Genomic DNA, 19,533 nt, shown 5'->3' with positions numbered 1-19,533 from the left:
GCCTTCGCGAGCAAGCCCGCTCCCACAGGGGATCTACGGTGTTGCATAGATCCCCTGTGGGAGCGGGCTTGCTCGCGAATGGAGCGACGCGGTCCTAAGGCTTCAACGCCTTCTTCGGATAAATGTCATACCGACTGGATTTCCCATCCAGCGCATGACTGGGCTTGGGCCCCGCAATGCACGGCGCCTTGCGCGGGCGCTTTACCACCACCCGATGGCTGGCCAAGGCCAACGCGGCTTCAAGCAACGCCGGGGCATCCGGGTCATCCCCCACCAGCGGGCGGAACAGGCGCATTTCCTTCTTCACCAGAGCGGTTTTCTCACGGTGCGGGAACATCGGGTCGAGGTAGATCACCTGCGGCGGCTCCCCTTCCCAATTGCGCATCACTTCAATCGAATTGCCCTTGAGCAAACGCATGCGCGCCACGATGGGCGCCACGTCGAAATCTTCCGCGCCGCGGGCCAGGCCATCTTCGAGCAACGCGCCGATCAGCGGCTGACGCTCGATCAGGCTCATTTCGCAACCCAGACTGGCCAGCACGAACGCATCCTTGCCCAGCCCCGCCGTGGCATCCAGCACCCGTGGGCGCACGCCTTGGGCGATGCCGACGGCCTTGGCGATCATCTGCCCGGTGCCGCCGCCGAACAACCGACGATGGGCCGCGCCCCCCTCGACGAAATCCACCCGCACCGGCCCAGGCGCGTCAGGCCCCAACTGCTGCAGTTGCAAACCCTGTTCGCCCACCTGCAAGGCAAACTCGCCATCATCCACCTGCAGGGGCAAGCCCAGGCGCTCGGCCCATTGCTCGGCCTGTGGCTGAAACGCCGGGGCCGAGGCCTCGACATGGATGCGGCAGGCCGCGGGTTGTTCAATCATGGGAAAAGGTGCTCAAAAAATTAATGATCGGCCAAAAACGTCCGATAACAAAACTATCGAGCATTTTGCCAGAGCTGAGCGTCGACCGAGAAAAATGTCAGACATTCAAACCACATCCGTTGGCTACCTATCGCGTCATGGCGATTATGGCCTGCGAAACTCCCAAGCACTGAGCGGCGTCAGTCACCTGTGGCAAGATTTTTTTGCTCAGGCCCTGGCCGAACAGTCGAGCGATGTGGTGCCAGCCTGCGGGACTTTTCCACCGGTGGATCTGGCAAGCCCGGTAGAACCGACCGTCGGCAGCGAGCTCTACGCGCACATCATTTCCCAGCGCGAATGCGATGTGACGGAAACCCAGGTCAAGCCACCTGAGCCGCTGTTCCTGCCGATTGCCGAGTTCGAAATGGACTTGGCCGACAAACCTTTCCCGCCGTTCCCGCCGGAAGAAATCGTCGCCCAGCAACAACAACAGAATTTCGAAAGCGGCTGGGTTCGCCCGATCGTGCTCACCGCTGGTCAACCCGTGCCAGCAGCCGGCCCGGCGCCGCAGCCGCGTCCACTGCACCTGCCGATTGCCGAATTCGAACTGCACTTGCTGGACAAACCGTTCCCGCCGTTCTCGCCCGAAGAACTGGTTGAGCAACAGAAACAACTCGATTTCGACAATGGCTGGGCACGCCCGATCATTCTGCAAAACCTGCGCATCGCCGCCTGACCCCTCAGCGACACACCCACCACGGCCCCACATCCACATGAAAATGATTGCGATGGGCGGCGTTGTAGTCCGGGCTCAACACCACATTGAACATGTCGCAGGCGCCATCACGCACCTGGCGCAGAAACGCTGCGTCGCGGTTATCTTTGGGCCAATCCTTGAGCACGCTGATGGTTCGGCCGTCCGCCAATCGAAAACCGGCAATATCCAACGCATTGGCGCCGGCATGCTGGCTCCGGGCACCATTCTCGCGGTTGTACATGTTGCGGCAGGCGAAACTGCCAAGGTGATCGACCCGCGTCACCGCTTGGCCGTAAACCGCCTGTGACGCCGGCTGCAAGGCGTGGCGCTCGAACAGGGCGAACGCCACTGCCAACGGACAACTGGCGAGGAAACTGCTGCTCAGGGCCACCTCGCCGCCCTGCACGCGCAGGGTGTTGGTCAGCGGACACGTCGCATCGGGACTGTCGGCCTGGCGCGTGACGCGCAGGCCGGAGCTGCTCAGCGCCTGGTCGCACAATTGCGGATCATTGCGCAGGCGCATCAGTTTGTAGCGAGTCAGAAAATTCGGCGCGGCGTTCACGTCCAGTGATGCCCAGGGATTCCACGGCGCGGGCACGGGAATCCAGCCACGCCAGACGCTTATTCCCGCCGCCCCAATTATCAACAGCACCAGCAGCAATCCCTTGGCAAACCGCATCGTCAGTCCTTGAAGAACTGATTGGCCTTGGCGTAGGGCATGGAACGCGAGGTAAAGCTGAAGGTGCCGGACGTCTTGATCTCTTCAGCCGCGCGGAAGAACTCGCCGTACGCCGCCAGGGCCAGCGCCGAACCGACGCTGATGCGTTTGACGCCCATCTCGCTCAACTGCTCGACCGTCAATTTGAGGCCGCCGGACATCAACACATTGACCGGTTTCGGCGCCACGGCGCGAACCACTGCCAACACGTCTTCAGCACTGCGCAGACCCGGTGCATACAACACGTCGGCGCCCGCCTCGGCGAACGCTTGCAAGCGGCGGATGGTGTCATCCAGATCAGGATTGCCGTGCAGGAAATTCTCGGCGCGGGCCGTCAGCATAAAAGGGAAAGGCAGGCTACGAGCCGCTTTCACGGCCGCTTCGACACGGGCCACGGCATGTTCGAAGCAGTAGATCGGCGCCTCTTCACGACCGGTCGCGTCTTCAATCGAGCCGCCGACCGCCCCTGCCTCGGCCGCACGCAAAATGCTCTGGGCGCATTCAGTAGGGTCATCGGCGAAGCCGTTTTCCAGATCGACAGCGACGGGCAGATCAGTCGCCGCGACAATCGCCCGAACGTTCGCCAAGGTATCCTCCAGCGACAACCCGCCATCGGGACGAGCATTGGAAAAGGCATAACCGGCGCTGGTGGTCGCCAGGGCCTCGAAGCCCAGGCTGGCGAGCATCTTCGCCGAGCCAGCATCCCACGGGTTGGGAATCACAAAAGCCCCCGCGCGTTCATGCAGCGCTTTGAACGCCTGGGCTCGAAGGGTTTGCGCATCCATTGGCAGGCTCCTGAGAAAAGGAAGGAAACCGCCTCAGAGCAAGCCAAGTTGCTCGGCGGCGGGCTCTCTGTATAGCTCAGGCAGCGGCGGCAAGCCAGGCAAACGCAGCATCAGTTTTGCGTGAAAACGTTGCGCCAGTTTCGCCGCCAGCAGGTTGTCTGCGGTGTGCAGGAAAATATAGGGCGTGCGGCCTTCTTCGATCCACTGGGCGATTTTCTCGACCCAAGGCACCAGGAACGGGTCGTTGGCCTCCAGTTGCGGATGGCCGATGAATCGCACTTGCGGGAACTGGGTGAACGCCGCCGGGCGCGGAGGCACCTTGGGCTTTTTCGATTGGGCGTGGAGCACCGACGGATCGGTCGAGATGCAACTGAACAGCGCCCGCAGATCGAGGCAGATGCGCTCGACGCCACGATCCAGCAGCAAACGGTTGAGCATGCGCTCAGCGTCACCCTTGGCGAAGAATTCGTCATGCCGCACTTCCACCGCCAGCGGTCGGTCCACGGCATCGATGAAACCGGCCAGTTCGGACAGTCGTTGCGGGGTGAAGCTTTTCGACAATTGCAACCACAGCGGCGACACCCGCTGGCCCAACGGGCTGAGCAATTGCAGGAAGGTATCGACGGCGGTCAGTTGTTCGCGCAGGTCGCCGCCGTGGCTGATGTCACCGGGGAACTTGGCGGTGAAGCGAAAGTGTTCGGGCATGGTTTCGGCCCAGCGCTGCACGGTGGAGGCAGCCGGGCTCGCGTAGAAGGTCGTATTGCCTTCAACGGCGTTGAACACTTGGGAATAGAGATTGAGGAACTCGGCGGGCTTGGCGTCTTGCGGGTAGAGATAGTCGCGCCAGGCGTTTTCACTCCAGGACGGGCAACCGAGGTAGTAAGGCAGCAACATCAGATGTAGAGGTCGAGACCCAGCACATCAGCGTCCCAATCGACAAAACCGGCGGTGCTCAGGTAGCTGGCCAGGGCCATCGCCACGCTTTTGCTCATGGCGCGGTGATAAATCATGTCTTGCTGACGGGCGGGGAGATTGCTCAAGCGTTGCGCGGAAGCCTTGGCGGCACGGGCGGCCAGTTGCTCTTCGGACGGGATTTCCAGTTCGCCATCGATATCATCGACGGATTCATCCAGCGAGACATTGCCTTTGCGAGGCTTTCGCTTGATGGGGTACGACTGAGAGGAAAGGCCGTCTATACGCATAAGTGCATGCTCGGTATCAGTGATGGCAGTTTAGTGGCGCACAAGCCACTTCGCAAACTGTCGAGTGATAACTAGAACACATAAAAGGAAAAAGGTTTAAGCCTGGGGATTAGAAACTGACGATTGGCGGCCTCTGTTAGATCGCTTTCGCGGGCAAGCCTCGCTCCTACAGGAGTTAACACCAACCCTGTGGGAGCGGGCTTGCTCGCGAAAGCGGTGTGCCAGACAACATAAATGTTGAATGTTAAACCGCCTTCGCGAGCAAGCCCGCTCCCACAGGTTTGGTGTGAATCAGCGCGCTTTCGGGGTGGCGACTTTGTCGCGCAAATACACCGGCTGCGCCTCATCCGCGACAATCGCCTCACCGCGCTCCCAGGCAAACCGCGCCAGGGTCAGCAGGTCTTCAGCGTGAGGCAACATCGCCGCATCCTGGCCGCTCAGGCTGACGCCGATGCGCTCGACATAGCCCCAACCGGTGCCCGCACCGAACCATTCGCCGTTGGCATCCGCCGGCAACGCCGCCGCTTCGGGTGCCAACACTGCTTCATTGCCGACCAGCCGCATCTCCCCTGCCGTTTCGCGGTAGCAGCCCCAATACACTTCATCCATCCGCGCATCGATGGCCGCCGCGACCTGGCTCACACCGTGTTCGCGATAAGCGCGCTGGGCCAGCACGGCCAGGTTCGACACCGGCAACACCGGGCGCTCCAGGGCAAAGGCCAAACCTTGAACCACGCCGATGGCGATCCGCACGCCCGTGAACGCGCCCGGCCCACGGCCGAAGGCGATGGCGTCCACCGCTTGCAGGGTGGTGCCGGCGTCGGCCAACAACTGCTGGATCATCGGCAACAATTTCTGCGCATGAAGGCGCGGGATCACCTCGTAATGGCTCGTCACTTTGCCGTCATGCAGCAAGGCAACGGAGCAAGCTTCAGTCGCGGTGTCCAGGGCCAGCAAGGTGCTCATCGATGTTTCCGTAAGAGAGGTCAGTAAAAGTGCGCCAGTATAAACAACTACGGCCCGCAAGCGGGCCGTAGAAGATGAAGCGATTCAGACTTTTCAGTTCAGCGCTTCAAGCACTTTGCCGGTGATCGCTTCAACCGAGCCAACACCTTCGATGTGGCTGTACTTCGGCTTGCCTTGAGCGGCGGACAGCTCCTGGTAGAACTTCACCAGTGGCTCGGTCTGGGCATGGTAGACCGACAGGCGATGACGCACGGTTTCTTCGGTGTCGTCCTTGCGCTGCACCAGCTCTTCACCGGTAATGTCGTCTTTACCGGCAATTTTCGGCGGGTTGTAGACGATGTGGTACACGCGGCCGGAAGCCTCATGCACACGACGACCGGCGATACGCTGGACGATGTCTTCGTCTTTAACGTCGATTTCGACCACGTGGTCCAGCTCGACACCGGCAGTAACCAGCGCCTCTGCCTGCGGAATGGTGCGTGGGAAACCGTCGAACAGGAAACCGTTGGCGCAATCGGCCTGGCTGATACGTTCCTTGACCAGATTGATGATCAGGTCATCGGATACCAGGCCGCCGGCATCCATGATGCCCTTGGCTTGAACGCCCAGTGGAGTGCCGGCCTTGACCGCTGCACGCAGCATGTCGCCAGTGGAGATTTGCGGAATGCCGAATTTCTCGGTGATGAACTTAGCCTGAGTACCTTTACCGGCCCCGGGAGCTCCCAGCAGAATGACGCGCATCGATGTGCTCCTCAATTTTTTATATAGATAACGTCAGATTCGCCTCGTTGGGCCAATCTCAAAAATAGGGTCGTGGCCGCCCAAACGGCCAAAGGCTGATCAAGATACACAGCAGGCCCTGACCACACAAGCCGCCGAAAGTCGGAGAAACCCGCGCCCATCGTGACCCGGGAACGAGGTGTCCCTAGTCGCAACCCCGTCATTAACTGTCGCCTGCCAGACATCTGGCGCTGCTCGCCCACAGGCACCCGGTGCTCGCGCCAGGTGCCTGACCCCACAGCGAAAACCTTAGCCGGTATTTCGCAAACCGGCGGCAATACCCGCCACAGACACTAGCAGCGCCTGTTCTACCGGGCTGCCCTGGGCCACTTCCTGCTGCCGGGAACGGGCCAACAGTTCGGCCTGCAATAGATGCAGCGGGTCGAGGTAGGTGTTGCGCAAGCGAATGAATTCCAGGGTATCTGGGCTATGTGCCAGTAGCTGCGACTGCCCGGTCAGGCCAAGGACCACCGCGCAGGCCTGCGACAATAGGTCGCGTAAATGTGCCCCCAAAGGAAGCAAATCGGGCTCGACCAGCCGCTCATCGTAGGATCGAGCGATATCGGCGTCGGCCTTGGCCAGCACCATTTCCAGCATGTCGATGCGGGTGCGGAAGAACGGCCACTGCTCGCGCATCTGCCCCAGCAGCTCACCTTCGCCACGCTCCAGTGCCTTGCTCAGGGCCGCTTCCCAGCCGAGCCAGGCCGGCAGCATCAGGCGTGTCTGGGTCCAGCCGAAGATCCACGGAATGGCGCGCAGGCTTTCAATCCCACCGGCGCGGCGCTTGGCCGGGCGGCTGCCCAACGGCAAACGTCCGAGCTCCTGTTCCGGGGTCGACTGGCGAAAGTACTCAACGAACTGCGGATTTTCCCGCACCACGGCGCGGTAAGCCTTGACGCCATCGGCGGCCAATTCATCCATCAAATGGCGCCAGGCCGGCTCCGGCGGCGGTGGCGGCAGCAACGTCGCTTCGAGCACGGCGGCCAGGTACAGATTTAGGTTTTGCTCGGCGATGTCCGGCAGGCCGAATTTGAAGCGAATCATTTCCCCTTGCTCGGTGGTGCGGAAACGCCCCGCCACCGACCCCGGCGGCTGGGACAGAATCGCCGCATGCGCCGGACCGCCGCCACGCCCCACGGTGCCACCGCGACCGTGGAACAGCAGCAGTTCCACTTGTTGTTCGCGGCAAATATCCACCAAACGTTCCTGCGCCCGATACTGCGCCCAGGCCGCCGCCGTGGTGCCAGCGTCCTTGGCCGAGTCGGAATAACCGATCATCACTTCCTGCGGCCCTTGCAGGCGCGCGCGATAGCCCGGCAGCAGCAACAGCTTTTCGATCACAGGGCCGGCGTTGTCGAGGTCGGCGAGGGTTTCGAACAGCGGCACCACGCGCATTGGCCGCAATACGCCGGCCTCTTTAAGCAGCAGTTGCACGGCAAGCACGTCGGAAGCGGCGCCGGCCATGGAAATCACATAAGAGCCGAGAGAAGCCCCCGGTGCAGCGGCGATTTCCCGGCAGGTCGCCAGCACTTCGGCGGTGTCAGCAGATGGTTTGAAGTACGCCGGCAGCAATGGGCGGCGGTTGTTCTGTTCGCGCATCAGGAAGGCGATGCGCTCTTCCTCGCTCCAGTCTTCGTAGCGACCGAGGCCCAGGTAATCGGTGATTTCGGTCATGGCCGCGGTGTGTCGGGACGAATCCTGACGCACGTCGAGGCGCACCAGAAACAAGCCGAAGGTCACGGCCCGGCGCAGGCAATCCAGCAGCGGACCGTCAGCGATCACGCCCATGCCGCACTCGTGCAGCGAGTTGAAACACAGCTCCAGCGGATCGAGCAGGTCGCGATTGTTTTGCAGCACATCGGCGGGTGCCGGTGTGCTCTTCGTCAGCGAGGCATGCGCCCAATTGCGGGTCGCCCGCAGCCGTTCACGCAATTGCTTGAGCACCGCACGATACGGCTCGGCGCTGTCGCCAGCCTTGGCTTTCAACGCTTCGCTGGCCTGTTGCATCGACAACTCGGCAGCCAGGTGATCGACATCGCGCAAGTACAAATCAGCCGCCATCCAGCGCGCCAACAACAACACTTCGCGGGTGACCGTCGCGGTGACGTTCGGGTTGCCATCGCGGTCGCCGCCCATCCACGAGGCGAAGCGGATCGGCGCCGCTTCCAGGGGCAAACGCAGGCCAGTGGCGGCGTGCAGGGCTTGATCGGCCTTGCGCAGGTAGTTGGGGATCGCTTGCCACAGGGAATGTTCGATCACCGCGAAGCCCCATTTGGCTTCGTCCACCGGTGTCGGGCGGGTGCGGCGGATTTCTTCGGTGTGCCAGGCTTCGGCGATCAGGCGCTGCAACTTGGCCTGGATCTGCTCGCGCTCGGCGCTGGTCAAGTCGCGGTGATCCTGGGCGGCCAGTTGCGCGGCGATGGCATCGTATTTCTGGATCAGGGTGCGGCGCGCCACTTCGGTCGGGTGCGCGGTCAGCACCAGTTCGATTTCCAGGCGACCGAGTTGCCGGGCCAGAGATTCGGCGCTGTGGCCTTCGGCGCGCAGGCGGGCCAGTATTTCGGGGAGCACGCGAGACTCGAACGGCGCGGGCTGTGACTCTTCCCGGCGGTGAATCAACTGATATTGCTCGGCGATATTGGCCAGGTTGAGAAACTGATTGAACGCCCGCGCCACCGGCAGCAACTCGTCTTCGCTCAACTGGTTGAGGCTGGCGCTGAGTTCGGCGTCCATCGAGCCGCGACGGTCAGCCTTGGCGCCTTTGCGGATCTGCTCGATCTTGTCGAGAAAACCGTCCCCATACTGTTCACGAATGGTGTTGCCCAACAGCTCACCCAACAGGTGAACGTCCTCGCGCAAGCGTGCATCAATATCGGTCATCAGCAGTTCTCCAGCAAAAAATCCGGGCGGCTACGAACTTCAAGAGTGCCGCTCCAGACCGGTTCTTACAAGCCACACGACAAAGGGACTTTAAACCTTGTGGCTTAAAGCTAGTCTCAACTGTAAGCCGCACAACGGCTTACCGGCGGACACCGCCGGACACTCACACCGCCTGCCATGAGCAGGAGCGTCATGAGGTCATTATGAAAATCCGTGAGCTGGCCCAGCATTGGGAAGAAAACGCCAAAGGTCGCCTGACCGACACTGGCTATACGATTCACCTGGACGTGGAAGCCGCCGCCCGGCTGGCAGCGATCACCGAGATGTACCCCAAACGGCATCCCGAAGAGCTGCTGGGCGAACTGATTGGCGCGGCGCTGGAAGAACTCGAAGCGAGCTTCCCGTACGTGAAAGGACAGACTGTGGTGGCCACCGATGAGGAAGGTGATCCGCTGTATGAAGACGTTGGCCCGACCCCGCGCTTTCTCGCGTTGTCCCGGCGGCATTTGCATGATTTGTCGGCGAACGACGACAAGCCGAAACACTGAATTTACCGCTGAACCTGTGGGAGCGGGCTTGCTCGCGAAGGCGTGGTGTCAGTCGATATTGATAGGTCTGACCCACCGCTTTCGCGAGCAAGCCCGCTCCCACATTGGCCTGTATATCGTCTCGAAAATGGCGTGATTTCGAGCCTGCAAAAACTCGTCAATACCTCCCCGCACCGCGAAAGTTCCCGTCCTAGAGCCTTGTCCGCTCGGTCAAAGTTTTTTTCGGCAATAGGCCATCTTCTCTGAACTTTTGAAAAACGCCTCGGGTCGTACCCAGTAACCACGCCTGGTACGGCCGTTTCAAATCACGTTTTGAAAATTCGGTTACGGCTCCTCACACCAGGATGGATTTAGATGTTTTTCAGGAGATATCCAATGGAGTTGAAGACCATGAAGACCAGCACTGCCAAATCCTCGTTCACCCACCTGCGCGGTCTGAAACTGGCTGCACTGGCGATCGGCAGCACCTTCGTCCTCGCCGGTTGCGCTGGCAACCCGCCGACCGAGCAATACGCCGTGACCCAATCCGCCGTGAACAGCGCCGTCAGCGCCGGTGGTACTGAATTCGCAGCCGTGGAAATGAAGTCCGCCCAGGACAAACTGAAACAAGCCGAAATCGCCATGCACGACAAGAAGTATGACGAGGCCCGCACCCTGGCCGAACAAGCCGAGTGGGACGCTCGCGTCGCTGAACGCAAGGCCCAGGCGATGAAGGCCGAACAGGCTGTCAAGGATTCCCAGAAAGGTGTTCAGGAACTGCGTCAGGAAAGTCAGCGCTCTGTGCAGTAAGCGCGCATCCGGACCACACGCCTGAAGCTCTTATCGATAGAAAGGACGAACCATTATGCGTAAACAATTGATGATCCCCGCTCTCCTGGCCGCAAGCGTCGCCCTGGCTGCCTGCTCCACCCCGCCGAACGCGAACCTGGAACAGGCCCGCGTGAACTACTCCGGCCTGCAAGCCAACCCGCAAGCGAGCAAAGTCGCGGCCCTTGAGACCAAAGACGCCAGTGACTACCTGGACAAGGCCGACAAGGCTTACCAGGACAAACAGGACCAGGCCAAGGTTGACCAACTGGCTTACCTGACCAACCAGCGCGTGGAAGTGGCCAAGCAGACCATCGCCCTGCGCACCGCTGAAGCCAATCTGAAAAACGCCGCCGCCCAACGTGCCCAGGCCCGTCTGGACGCTCGCGACCAGCAGATTAAGCAACTGCAAGACAGCCTGAACGCCAAGCAGACCGATCGCGGTACGTTGGTGACTTTCGGTGACGTGCTGTTCGCCACCGACCGTGCTGACCTGAAGTCCAGCGGTCTGGTGAACATCAACAAACTGGCGCAATTCCTTCAGGAAAACCCGGATCGCAAAGTGATTGTCGAAGGCTACACCGACAGCACCGGTAGCGCCGGCCACAACCAGACGCTGTCCGAGCGTCGTGCCGATTCCGTACGCACCGCACTGGTGAAGATGGGTGTTGATCCAGCGCGCATCGTTGCCCAGGGTTATGGCAAGGAATACCCGGTTGCGGAAAACACCAGTGTGTCTGGCCGTGCGATGAATCGTCGGGTGGAAGTGACCATTTCCAACGACAACCAGCCAGTGGTGCCACGTTCGGCGGTTAGCTCGAACTAAGCGTCACGCTGAAACACAAAAGCCCCGCCTGAGTGATCAGGCGGGGCTTTTTGCTGGGCATACACTTCACCCCTGTGGGAGCGGCCTGTGGGAGCGGGCTTGCTCGCGAAAGCGGTATATCAGGCGACGAATATATTGAATGTCAGACCGCCTTCGCGAGCAAGCCCGCTCCCACATTGGATCGTCGTGATCGCAGGATTTAGGTTACTGCTCGAGTTTCTGCGGGGTTTCCTGGCCCATGCAGCGCACGGCTTTTTTCTGGCCGTTGATCAACACGCCAGTCAGGCCTTTTTGCTCGGTGTCGAACAGCACCAGCACGCCATCGATGCACTGGGCGACTTGCGGGGCGGGTTCCAGGGCGACTTTGTAGTCTTCGCCGGGCACGGTCTTGAGCATGGTGAATTCGTTGAGCAGCAACGCATCCTCAGGCTTGGCGAAGTGCAGGTAGCCGTAGTACCACAGCACCCCGACGGTGCCGAGGATGGTGCAGATACCGGTGATGATCAGCGGGATGGCGTTACGTTCTTCACTCATTGCGGACTCTCTGGTGGTTCATCTTTTGAATTCACGGGCACCGGGTAATTGGGGATTTCACCCAGGCGGCGCAGACCATTGAAATGCTGCGGGTCTTCGAGGTAGCGCAGCATCACCTGGCGCCAGACCGGGTCGGCGAAGGTCTGCACGTGACCGCCACGGGTCAGTTGCAGCACCCGCGGCGGCGGCGCAGCTTGATACAGACGAATGCCGTTGGAAAGGGGCACGAGGTTGTCGTCGATGCTGTGATAGATCAGTTTCGGCACGCCTTTGAGCTGCGCCATGGAGTTGATCGCGCTGTCGCCGTCCGGCACCAGCCACGACAGCGGCACCTGGAATGGCCAGGTCAGCCACGAGGTGGTCAGGGCGAATCGACCGACATCGCGGTAGCTGGCGGGCGCACCGTCGAGGACCAATGCTTTGATTTGAGGCTGGCGTTCCGGGTGCTGGACCAGGTAATGCACGGCCATCGAGCCACCGAGGCTCTGGCCGAGAATGACCAACGGCTTGCCCTTGACCTCCGGCGCCTGGTCAAGCCATTTGAACGCGGCGTCGATGTCCTGATAGATCTCTGGCAGGCTCGGTTTGCCCTCGGACAGGCCATAACCGCGATAGTCCACCAGCAACACTTGGTAACCCTCTTTCGGCAACCACCAGCTCCCACCGAGGTGATAAGACAGGTTGCCGCCATTGCCGTGCAGGTGCAGCACTGTACCTTTGACCTCGACGCCTTTGGCCACTGGCAACCACCAACCGTGCAGCTTCAAGCCGTCGGCCGTGGTCAGGGTGAGGTCGCGGAATTCGAGCTTGGCCTTGTCCGGAGTGAACGGCTGGCCGGGTTCGGGGTAGAACAACAGCGAGCTGCAACCGCTCAAGGTCAGAAGAAGGCAGAGGATGCCGAGGATTCTCATCCGTTGAAACCTCGCGAAAAAGTGATGATTGATCGTTCCCACGCTCCGCGTGGGAATGCATCCCGTGACGCTCTGCGTCACAGAGGACGCGGAGCGTCCATGGCGGCATTCCCACGCAGAGCGTGGGAACGATCAGTGTGGTTCTCACAAAATGTTGGAGTAGTCGGCTTCGATCCGGTCCAGACTCAGGTGGTTGAGGAAGTTGGAGAAGCACATCCACGCCGACAATGCGTTCAAGTCGCGGAACTGGTCCGGCAAGTACTTGGGTGGCACCACCAGGCCTTCGTCCACCAGTTGGCGCAAGGTCCGCATGTCCTCAAGCGTGGTCTTGCCGCAAAACAGCAGCGGTATCTGTTCCAGCTTGCCCTTACGCACGGCCAACTGAATGTAGTTGTAAACCATGATAAAGCCCTTGAGGTAGGACAAGTCTTTGGTAAATGGCAGGCCATTAGGTACTGAACCACGGAAAACCCGGCTGGCATTGCCGTAGCTTTCGGCCATTTCGAAGCCTTGCTCGCGGAAGAACTCGAACACCTGCAAGAAGTCGGCGCCCTCCTCCACCATGTGAATGGCGCGGGTGCGGTTAGTCAGTTTGCGCAAGCGGCTCGGGTAAGAGGCGAAGGTGATGATTTCCATCAGGATCGCCAGGCCTTCCTGGGTCACCGTCGACGATGGCGGGCCTTTGGAGAGGAAGGTGCAAATCGGCTGGTTCAGACCATTGAGCGTGGTGCCCACATGCACCAGACCTTCGTGGACTTCCAGGGCGCGCACGTCACGCTCGTTGAACATCGCATCGGTGCGGATCTTGATGTAGTCGGCACCGGCCGCGGCATCGGCGACGATCCCGTCGGACTCGAACACCCGAATGGTTTCCTCCGCCTCGCCAAACACCTTGTTCAGCCGGGTTTGCAGCAAGTGCACGGCGTCCTTGGCGGTGAGGATTTTCGGTTCATCCTTCAGATCGCCACGGCCGTCGATGTTGTTCAGGTAGTCGGACATCATCAGGCCGAGATCGGCCAGGGTCGGGTCGCCGGCGTGGAACGCATCGGACGCGGCGCCGTACAGTTCCTGGGAAATCAGGCCGAAATCCTCGGTGCCGCGCGCCTCGAGCATGCGCACCACCATCCGGTATTCCTTGCACATGCGGCGCATGATCTGGCCGACCGGGTTGAACTGGCCGAGCTGGCGGGTGATATCGCGCTCGATGTTCTGGAATTCCAGTTTCACCTTACTCGAGTCGAAGGACAGCGGCCGGTTCAGGTAATAGTCACGGTCCACGGCGGGCATTTCCTTGCCCTTGGCCTTGAGGAAACCCTTGCGGATGTTGTCGTCCCACTTGACCGCATCGAGGACGCGAATCGGCGTCTGCGCCAGCACTATGCGATCGGACAAAATGCGTATCGTCTGCTGGTAATCGTCCACCCGAAACTCCTGTAGAAAAACCGTGAGGTGCTGGCTTTATTTGACTGTAGCTTTGGCTTTGGCCAGGCGCTGGTAGCGCACCGCTTCGACGAACACGTCGGAATTGGCCGGGTCATCGAGGTAAGCGAAGACCTGATCCATGTTGGTATTGATCAGTACACCGTCGCCGTCGTCGGTCTGGAAGCTTTCGCCGCTAAGGGCTTTTTGCCCCATGGCCTGGTTGATCTGCTCGAGGTCGAGGTTGTAGACCACCAGTTCGTGCTTTTCGTTGACTTCGAACCCGGCGATTGTGAAGTGGCCGCCGAACCTGGCCGGCACCGGCGCTGACAAGTACCAGCGACTGCCGTGGCGCGACACCGTGAAGGGATAGGCCTCGCGCTCGCGGGGCTTGGCTTTGAAATAACTGACGGCCTGATAGCGATTGTTGCCGATGCGCGTCAACTCAAGGTTCATCGGTTCGCCCCAGGCGTTGGTGCTGGTCCATTTGCCGAGCAGCCCTTTGGGCGCGGGTTCGCTCGAAGGCAGCGGGTCCTTGAAGGTCACCAGACAGCCACTGAGCAGCAGGAACGACAAGGCGATCACAACGACGCGCCAGGCTTTCATTCAACACTCCCTATGAACAAACGCAGACCTCATGTGGCCACCAATCCCATGTGGGAGCGGGCTTGCTCGCGAAGGCGGGTTAACATTCAACATTTATATCGACTGTCACACCGCTTTCGCGAGCAAGCCCGCTCCCACAGGTTTACGGGGTTACACCGACGCCAATACCAGATGCATGTAGCGCGTAAGGATCCCGAGCATTTCGGCTTCGGTCGCAGGCTCGGCGTCGTTGAGCAGGCCCTGATATTCCATCCGTCCGATAATGGCCGTCAACACTTTGGCATCCTGTTGTGGCTCGCGGGAACCCAATACTTCGAAAAGCAGGCAGGTGCCCTGCAACAGGATCTGCTGATGGGAGCGCACCAATACCGCCAGGCGCGGGTTGAGCAACGCCTCCTGACGGAACGCCTGTTCGGCCATCAAGTGCTCGCGACGATTGATCAGTTGCCGATGAACATAGTCAGCCATCAGCCGCGCAATATCGTCGGCCAATTGCGAGCGTGACTCCGGAGTCCCGTCGCCGCTGACCACCATTTCGCGCAGCAACCCTTCGTTACTCGCCCACAGCTTGCCCATGTAGGCCGCGCTGCGTTCCACATATTGGGCGAAGGTATCGGTGAGCAGGTCATCGATATCCTTGAAATAGTAAGTGGTGGCCGACAGCGGCACACCGGCCTCTGCCGCCACGGCACGGTGGCGCACCGCCCGCACGCCGTCGCGCACGACAATGCGCATGGCCGCATCGAGAATGTCCTGTCGACGCTGCTCACTGCCCTGTCGGCTGGCCTTGCGGCCCTGGTACTGAACACTTTCAGCGACCGCAGTGGCGACACCCACTGCACCTTCTTGAGCCAATGCACGATTCACGACAGGTATTCCCTCTTACGTCAAAAGTAACCAATTGATACGTTTGTACCAGACAGGCAATAAAAAGCCGCCTGTTTTAGGCGGCTTTTTAACTGAAACGTTTACGCTTGCGGCCGCATGTGCGGGAACAGGATCACGTCTCGAATCGACGGTGAGTTGGTCAGCAACATCACCAGACGGTCGATGCCGATCCCTTCACCGGCGGTTGGCGGCATGCCGTACTCCAGCGCACGAACGAAATCGGCGTCGTAGTGCATGGCTTCGTCGTCACCGGCGTCCTTGTCGGCCACCTGGGCCATGAAGCGCTCGGCCTGGTCTTCCGCGTCGTTCAACTCGGAGTAGGCGTTGGCGATTTCGCGACCACCGATGAACAGCTCGAAACGGTCGGTGACGTTCGGGTTGTCATCGTTGCGACGGGCCAGCGGCGACACTTCGAACGGGTACTGGGTAATGAAGTGCGGCTGTTCCAGCTTGTGCTCGACCAGCTCTTCGAAAATCATCACCTGCAACTTGCCCAGACCTTCGAAGCCCAGCACCTTGGCGCCGGCCTTCTTGGCGATGGCACGGGCCTTGTCGATGTCGGTCAGGTCGTCGGCGGTCAGCTCAGGGTTGTACTTGAGGATCGAGTCGAACACCGACAGACGCACGAACGGTTCGCCGAAGTGGAACACTTTGTCGCCGTAAGGCACGTCGGTGCTGCCCAGAACCAGCTGCGCCAGTTCGCGGAACAGTTCTTCGGTCAGGTCCATGTTGTCTTCGTAGTCGGCGTAGGCCTGGTAGAACTCCAACATGGTGAATTCTGGGTTGTGACGGGTCGAAACGCCTTCGTTACGGAAGTTGCGGTTGATCTCGAACACCTTCTCGAAACCACCGACTACCAGACGCTTGAGGTACAGCTCCGGCGCGATGCGCAGGTACATGCCCATGTCCAGCGCATTGTGGTGGGTTTCGAACGGCTTGGCCGCTGCGCCGCCGGGGATGGTTTGCAGCATCGGCGTCTCGACTTCCAGGAAGTCACGCTTCATCAGGAAGGCGCGGGTGTGGGCAATCACTTGCGAACGCACGCGGAAGGTGTGGCGCACGTCTTCGTTGACGATCAGGTCTACGTAGCGCTGGCGATAGCGTTGTTCGGTGTCGGACAGGCCGTGGTGCTTGTCTGGCAGCGGGCGCAGGGATTTGGTCAGCAGGCGCACGTTGGTCATTTCGACGTACAGGTCGCCCTTGCCGGAACGGGCCAGGGTGCCTTCGGCGGCGATGATGTCGCCCAGGTCCCAGGTTTTCACCGCGGCCAGGGTGTCTTCGGACAGGGTTTTACGGTTGACGTAAACCTGAATGCGCCCGGACATGTCCTGGATCACCATGAACGAGCCACGGTTGAGCATGATGCGACCGGCAACCTTGACCGGGATTGCAGCCTCTGCCAGCTCTTCCTTGGTCTTGTCCGCGTACTGTTTCTGCAAGTCTTCGCAGTAGTTATCGCGGCGGAAGTCGTTGGGGAAGGCATTGCCCTTGGCGCGCTCGGCAGCCAGCTTTTCCTTGCGCAGGGCGATCAGGGAGTTTTCTTCCTGTTGCAGGGCTTGCGGGTCGAGTTCTTGGTCGCTCATGTCTTTAAATATTCCATCAGGTTCGTTGCCCCCGGCATTCGCCGGGGTTCGCGGGCGAGCCTCGCGCCTGCAGGATGATCCTGCAGGGCGTGCCTTATAGCCCTTGTTTCAAGCTTGCTACCAGGTATTCGTCGATATCGCCGTCGAGCACCTTGTCGCAGTCACTGCGTTCGATGTTAGTGCGCAGATCCTTGATCCGCGACGCATCGAGCACGTAAGAGCGAATCTGGTGACCCCAGCCGATGTCCGACTTGGTGTCTTCCAGGGCCTGGGAGGCGGCATTGCGTTTCTGCACTTCTTGCTCGTACAAGCGCGCCCGCAACATTTTCATCGCGGTGTCTTTGTTGGCGTGCTGGGAGCGTTCGTTCTGGCAACTGACCACGGTGTTGGACGGTACGTGGGTGATACGTACGGCCGAGTCGGTGGTGTTTACGTGCTGACCACCGGCACCGGAGGAGCGGTAGGTGTCGATGCGCAGGTCCGACGGGTTGATGTCGATTTCGATGTTGTCATCGATTTCCGGCGACACGAACACGGCCGAGAACGAGGTGTGGCGACGGTTACCGGAGTCGTACGGGCTCTTGCGCACCAGACGGTGCACGCCGATCTCGGTACGCAACCAGCCAAAGGCGTATTCGCCCTTGATGTGGACCGTGGCGCCCTTGATCCCGGCGACTTCACCGGCGGACAGCTCCATGATGGTCGCGTCGAAACCGCGTTTATCGGCCCAGCGCAGGTACATGCGCAGCAGGATGTTGGCCCAGTCCTGGGCCTCGGTGCCGCCGGAGCCGGCCTGGATATCCAGGTAGGCATTGTTGGCGTCCATCTCACCGCTGAACATGCGACGGAATTCGAGTTTTTCCAGGGATTCGCGCAGACGCTCGACCTCGGTCGCGACGTCATCGACGGCGCCCTGGTCTTCTTCTTCGGCGGACATCAGCAGCAGTTCTTTGGCATCGGCCAGGCCGGTGTGCATTTCGTCGAGGGTTTCGACGATCTGCGCCAGCAGCGAACGCTCGCGCCCCAGTTCCTGGGCGTATGACGGGTTGTTCCAGACAGCCGGATCTTCAAGCTCGCGATTGACTTCAGTCAGACGCTCATGCTTTTGATCGTAGTCAAAGATACCCCCGAATAGTTTCGGAGCGCTCGGACAGGTCCTTGATACTGTTAAGGATCGGGTTGATTTCCATGGCGGGCAGCACTCGTTGGCGAACTTTTGAAAGCCGGCGAGTATAACGTAATCAAGCTGTCACGGCAGCCCGCCTGGCGGCTTTAGGGGTGAATGATTTGGGTGCAGCCTGAGTCACTCGCCGCCGAGGTTGTCAAAAAATCCAGCCTGTGGGAGCGGGCTTGCTCGCGAAGAGGCCCTGTCAGTCAGCATGGATGTTGAATGGCACACCGCCTTCGCGAGCAAGCCCGCTCCCACAGTTAGAAGCGAGGCCGGTGGTTACTCAATCCCCACCTGATTGCGCCCATTGTTCTTCGCCAGATACAGCCCCTTATCCGCCGCCGAGATCAACTCCCGGCAATCGCTGCCCGCCTGCGGGGTAATCGTCGACAGGCCGATACTGATCGTCAGATTCGAACCTTCAACCGGGAACACATGGGGAATCTTCAACGCCGCCACGGTCTGGCGCAGTTTTTCCGCCACCAGCCGTGCACCGCCCGGCGAGGTGTTGGGCAGTACCAGTGCAAATTCTTCACCGCCATAGCGGGCCGGCAGGTCCGAAGGTCGGGCGCTGGCGTCGCGGATGGCGGTGGCGACCTTGCGCAGGGCTTCGTCGCCTTCAAGGTGGCCGAAGCTGTCGTTATAGGACTTGAAGTAGTCCACGTCGATCATCAGCAAAGACAGTTGAGTCTGGTCCCTCAGTGAACGTCGCCACTCCAATTCCAGGTATTCGTCGAAGTGACGGCGGTTCGACAGGCCGGTCAGGCCGTCAGAGTTCATCAGCCGCTGCAGGACGAGGTTGGTGTCGAGTAACTGCTGCTGGCTGACCCGCAACGCCCGGTAAGCCGCGTCACGCTGGAGCAGGGTCATGTAGGAGCGTGAGTGATAGCGGATGCGCGCCACCAGCTCGATGTTGTCCGGCAGTTTCACCAGGTAATCGTTGGCCCCGGCCGCGAACGCCGCGCTTTTGATCAGCGGGTCTTCCTTGGTCGAGAGGACGATGATTGGAATGTCCTTGGTGGCCGGATGGTTGCGGTATTCGCGCACCAGGCTCAAACCGTCGAGACCGGGCATCACCAGGTCCTGCAGGATCACCGTCGGCTTGATCCGAATCGCCTGGGCGATGGCCTGGTGCGGGTCGGCACAGAAGTGAAAATCGATGTTCTCTTGATTCGCCAGACCGCGCCGAACCGCCTCGCCGATCATCGCCTGATCGTCCACCAACAACACCATGGCGGCGTTTTCGTCGGTCTTGAAGTCGTCGAGCTGTAAGTCATTCATGTGCGGTCACCTGAGTAC

Annotated in this window: 20 protein-coding genes; 4 read left to right on the top strand and 16 right to left on the bottom strand. The window is 60.4% G+C overall.

Going from position 1 to position 19,533, the window contains the following annotated elements:
- Positions 1–94: 94 nt before the first annotated feature.
- Positions 95–877 (bottom strand): class I SAM-dependent methyltransferase, encoded by a 783-nt coding sequence (locus tag BK665_RS11990; protein ID WP_123405700.1) that lies wholly within the window; start codon positions 875–877, stop codon positions 95–97.
- Between the two features lie 94 nt (positions 878–971).
- On the opposite strand from BK665_RS11990, the gene BK665_RS11985 reads away from it, so the two are divergent.
- Positions 972–1,592 (top strand): energy transducer TonB, encoded by a 621-nt coding sequence (locus BK665_RS11985; protein ID WP_123405697.1) that lies wholly within the window; start codon positions 972–974, stop codon positions 1,590–1,592.
- Positions 1,593–1,596: 4 nt separating this feature from the next.
- Here the strand turns inward: BK665_RS11985 and BK665_RS11980 are convergent, their stop codons facing one another.
- The 7 genes from BK665_RS11980 to ppc all read right to left on the bottom strand — a co-directional run bounded on the left by BK665_RS11980 (position 1,597) and on the right by ppc (position 8,944).
- The gene (locus BK665_RS11980; RefSeq protein ID WP_123405696.1) at positions 1,597–2,292 is read right to left on the bottom strand and encodes an extensin-like domain-containing protein; all 696 of its coding nucleotides are present in this window, start codon (positions 2,290–2,292) and stop codon (positions 1,597–1,599) included.
- Between the two features lie 2 nt (positions 2,293–2,294).
- Positions 2,295–3,116: an isocitrate lyase/PEP mutase family protein gene (locus BK665_RS11975; protein ID WP_123405694.1), complete on the bottom strand. Its 822-nt coding sequence runs from the start codon at positions 3,114–3,116 to the stop codon at positions 2,295–2,297.
- 33 nt (positions 3,117–3,149) lie between these two features.
- Positions 3,150–4,010 carry a DUF72 domain-containing protein gene (locus BK665_RS11970; RefSeq protein ID WP_123405692.1) on the bottom strand — a complete coding sequence of 287 codons (861 nt, stop codon included), beginning with the start codon at positions 4,008–4,010 and terminating at the stop codon, positions 3,150–3,152.
- Positions 4,010–4,318 carry a hypothetical protein gene (locus BK665_RS11965; protein ID WP_123405690.1) on the bottom strand — a complete coding sequence of 103 codons (309 nt, stop codon included), beginning with the start codon at positions 4,316–4,318 and terminating at the stop codon, positions 4,010–4,012. The genes BK665_RS11970 and BK665_RS11965 overlap by 1 nt, the downstream gene beginning before the upstream one ends.
- A gap of 291 nt (positions 4,319–4,609) precedes the next feature.
- Positions 4,610–5,284 carry a tRNA (adenosine(37)-N6)-threonylcarbamoyltransferase complex dimerization subunit type 1 TsaB gene (gene tsaB / locus BK665_RS11960; RefSeq protein ID WP_123405688.1) on the bottom strand — a complete coding sequence of 225 codons (675 nt, stop codon included), beginning with the start codon at positions 5,282–5,284 and terminating at the stop codon, positions 4,610–4,612.
- 93 nt (positions 5,285–5,377) lie between these two features.
- Positions 5,378–6,025: an adenylate kinase gene (gene adk, locus BK665_RS11955; protein WP_123405686.1), complete on the bottom strand. Its 648-nt coding sequence runs from the start codon at positions 6,023–6,025 to the stop codon at positions 5,378–5,380.
- 288 nt (positions 6,026–6,313) lie between these two features.
- Complete coding sequence (gene ppc, locus BK665_RS11950) at positions 6,314–8,944, bottom strand: phosphoenolpyruvate carboxylase (protein ID WP_123405684.1); 2,631 nt, start codon at positions 8,942–8,944, stop codon at positions 6,314–6,316.
- 203 nt (positions 8,945–9,147) lie between these two features.
- Here ppc and BK665_RS11945 point away from each other — a divergent pair, with 203 nt between their 5' ends.
- The 3 genes from BK665_RS11945 to lptF all read left to right on the top strand — a co-directional run bounded on the left by BK665_RS11945 (position 9,148) and on the right by lptF (position 11,125).
- Complete coding sequence (locus BK665_RS11945; protein WP_123405682.1) at positions 9,148–9,492, top strand: pilin assembly protein; 345 nt, start codon at positions 9,148–9,150, stop codon at positions 9,490–9,492.
- Positions 9,493–9,867: 375 nt separating this feature from the next.
- The gene (locus BK665_RS11940; RefSeq protein WP_123405681.1) at positions 9,868–10,281 is read left to right on the top strand and encodes a DUF4398 domain-containing protein; all 414 of its coding nucleotides are present in this window, start codon (positions 9,868–9,870) and stop codon (positions 10,279–10,281) included.
- Between the two features lie 55 nt (positions 10,282–10,336).
- The gene (gene lptF / locus BK665_RS11935; RefSeq protein WP_123405679.1) at positions 10,337–11,125 is read left to right on the top strand and encodes a lipotoxin F family OmpA-related lipoprotein LptF; all 789 of its coding nucleotides are present in this window, start codon (positions 10,337–10,339) and stop codon (positions 11,123–11,125) included.
- A gap of 204 nt (positions 11,126–11,329) precedes the next feature.
- Here lptF and BK665_RS11925 read toward each other — a convergent pair whose 3' ends face one another.
- From BK665_RS11925 to BK665_RS11885, 8 genes are all read right to left on the bottom strand, one after another.
- Positions 11,330–11,659, bottom strand: a complete 330-nt coding sequence (locus tag BK665_RS11925) for a PA3694 family proteiin (RefSeq protein ID WP_123405677.1) — start codon at positions 11,657–11,659, stop codon at positions 11,330–11,332.
- The gene (locus BK665_RS11920) at positions 11,656–12,570 is read right to left on the bottom strand and encodes an alpha/beta hydrolase (protein WP_123405675.1); all 915 of its coding nucleotides are present in this window, start codon (positions 12,568–12,570) and stop codon (positions 11,656–11,658) included. Before BK665_RS11920 ends, BK665_RS11925 begins: the two co-directional genes overlap by 4 nt.
- Positions 12,571–12,714: 144 nt before the next feature.
- Positions 12,715–13,992, bottom strand: coding sequence for a flavohemoglobin expression-modulating QEGLA motif protein (locus BK665_RS11915; protein ID WP_123405673.1), 1,278 nt, complete (start codon positions 13,990–13,992; stop codon positions 12,715–12,717).
- Positions 13,993–14,028: 36 nt separating this feature from the next.
- On the bottom strand, positions 14,029–14,595 hold the full coding sequence (locus tag BK665_RS11910; RefSeq protein ID WP_123405671.1) for a hypothetical protein: 567 nt from the start codon (positions 14,593–14,595) through the stop codon (positions 14,029–14,031).
- 150 nt (positions 14,596–14,745) lie between these two features.
- On the bottom strand, positions 14,746–15,462 hold the full coding sequence (locus BK665_RS11905; protein ID WP_123405670.1) for a TetR/AcrR family transcriptional regulator: 717 nt from the start codon (positions 15,460–15,462) through the stop codon (positions 14,746–14,748).
- 101 nt (positions 15,463–15,563) lie between these two features.
- Positions 15,564–17,066 carry a lysine--tRNA ligase gene (gene lysS, locus BK665_RS11900; RefSeq protein ID WP_123405668.1) on the bottom strand — a complete coding sequence of 501 codons (1,503 nt, stop codon included), beginning with the start codon at positions 17,064–17,066 and terminating at the stop codon, positions 15,564–15,566.
- Between the two features lie 94 nt (positions 17,067–17,160).
- Positions 17,161–18,256 (bottom strand): peptide chain release factor 2 gene (gene prfB, locus BK665_RS11895; protein ID WP_123405666.1). Its coding sequence is split into 2 segments (ribosomal slippage): positions 17,161–18,183 and positions 18,185–18,256, totalling 1,095 coding nucleotides; the frame shifts between segments, so codons are not numbered across the junction.
- Between the two features lie 257 nt (positions 18,257–18,513).
- The gene (locus BK665_RS11885) at positions 18,514–19,515 is read right to left on the bottom strand and encodes a response regulator (protein ID WP_123405662.1); all 1,002 of its coding nucleotides are present in this window, start codon (positions 19,513–19,515) and stop codon (positions 18,514–18,516) included.
- Positions 19,516–19,533: the final 18 nt, after the last annotated feature.

The organism is Pseudomonas frederiksbergensis (assembly GCF_003732665.1).
Lineage (GTDB): Bacteria > Pseudomonadota > Gammaproteobacteria > Pseudomonadales > Pseudomonadaceae > Aquipseudomonas > Aquipseudomonas frederiksbergensis_G.
This window is presented reverse-complemented; position numbering and strand designations above follow the sequence as displayed.

Coding starts and splice junctions, on each gene's coding strand:
- BK665_RS11945 (WP_123405682.1), top strand. CDS start 9,148: ATGAAAATCCGTGAGCTGGCCCAGCATTGGGAAGAAAACGCCAAAGGT.
- BK665_RS11925 (WP_123405677.1), bottom strand. CDS start 11,659: ATGAGTGAAGAACGTAACGCCATCCCGCTGATCATCACCGGTATCTGC.
- BK665_RS11920 (WP_123405675.1), bottom strand. CDS start 12,570: ATGAGAATCCTCGGCATCCTCTGCCTTCTTCTGACCTTGAGCGGTTGC.
- lptF (WP_123405679.1), top strand. CDS start 10,337: ATGCGTAAACAATTGATGATCCCCGCTCTCCTGGCCGCAAGCGTCGCC.
- BK665_RS11985 (WP_123405697.1), top strand. CDS start 972: ATGTCAGACATTCAAACCACATCCGTTGGCTACCTATCGCGTCATGGC.
- BK665_RS11990 (WP_123405700.1), bottom strand. CDS start 877: ATGATTGAACAACCCGCGGCCTGCCGCATCCATGTCGAGGCCTCGGCC.
- BK665_RS11885 (WP_123405662.1), bottom strand. CDS start 19,515: ATGAATGACTTACAGCTCGACGACTTCAAGACCGACGAAAACGCCGCC.
- tsaB (WP_123405688.1), bottom strand. CDS start 5,284: ATGAGCACCTTGCTGGCCCTGGACACCGCGACTGAAGCTTGCTCCGTT.
- ppc (WP_123405684.1), bottom strand. CDS start 8,944: ATGACCGATATTGATGCACGCTTGCGCGAGGACGTTCACCTGTTGGGT.
- lysS (WP_123405668.1), bottom strand. CDS start 17,066: ATGAGCGACCAAGAACTCGACCCGCAAGCCCTGCAACAGGAAGAAAAC.
- BK665_RS11970 (WP_123405692.1), bottom strand. CDS start 4,010: ATGTTGCTGCCTTACTACCTCGGTTGCCCGTCCTGGAGTGAAAACGCC.
- adk (WP_123405686.1), bottom strand. CDS start 6,025: ATGCGCGTCATTCTGCTGGGAGCTCCCGGGGCCGGTAAAGGTACTCAG.
- BK665_RS11980 (WP_123405696.1), bottom strand. CDS start 2,292: ATGCGGTTTGCCAAGGGATTGCTGCTGGTGCTGTTGATAATTGGGGCG.
- BK665_RS11940 (WP_123405681.1), top strand. CDS start 9,868: ATGGAGTTGAAGACCATGAAGACCAGCACTGCCAAATCCTCGTTCACC.
- BK665_RS11965 (WP_123405690.1), bottom strand. CDS start 4,318: ATGCGTATAGACGGCCTTTCCTCTCAGTCGTACCCCATCAAGCGAAAG.
- BK665_RS11975 (WP_123405694.1), bottom strand. CDS start 3,116: ATGGATGCGCAAACCCTTCGAGCCCAGGCGTTCAAAGCGCTGCATGAA.
- BK665_RS11910 (WP_123405671.1), bottom strand. CDS start 14,595: ATGAAAGCCTGGCGCGTCGTTGTGATCGCCTTGTCGTTCCTGCTGCTC.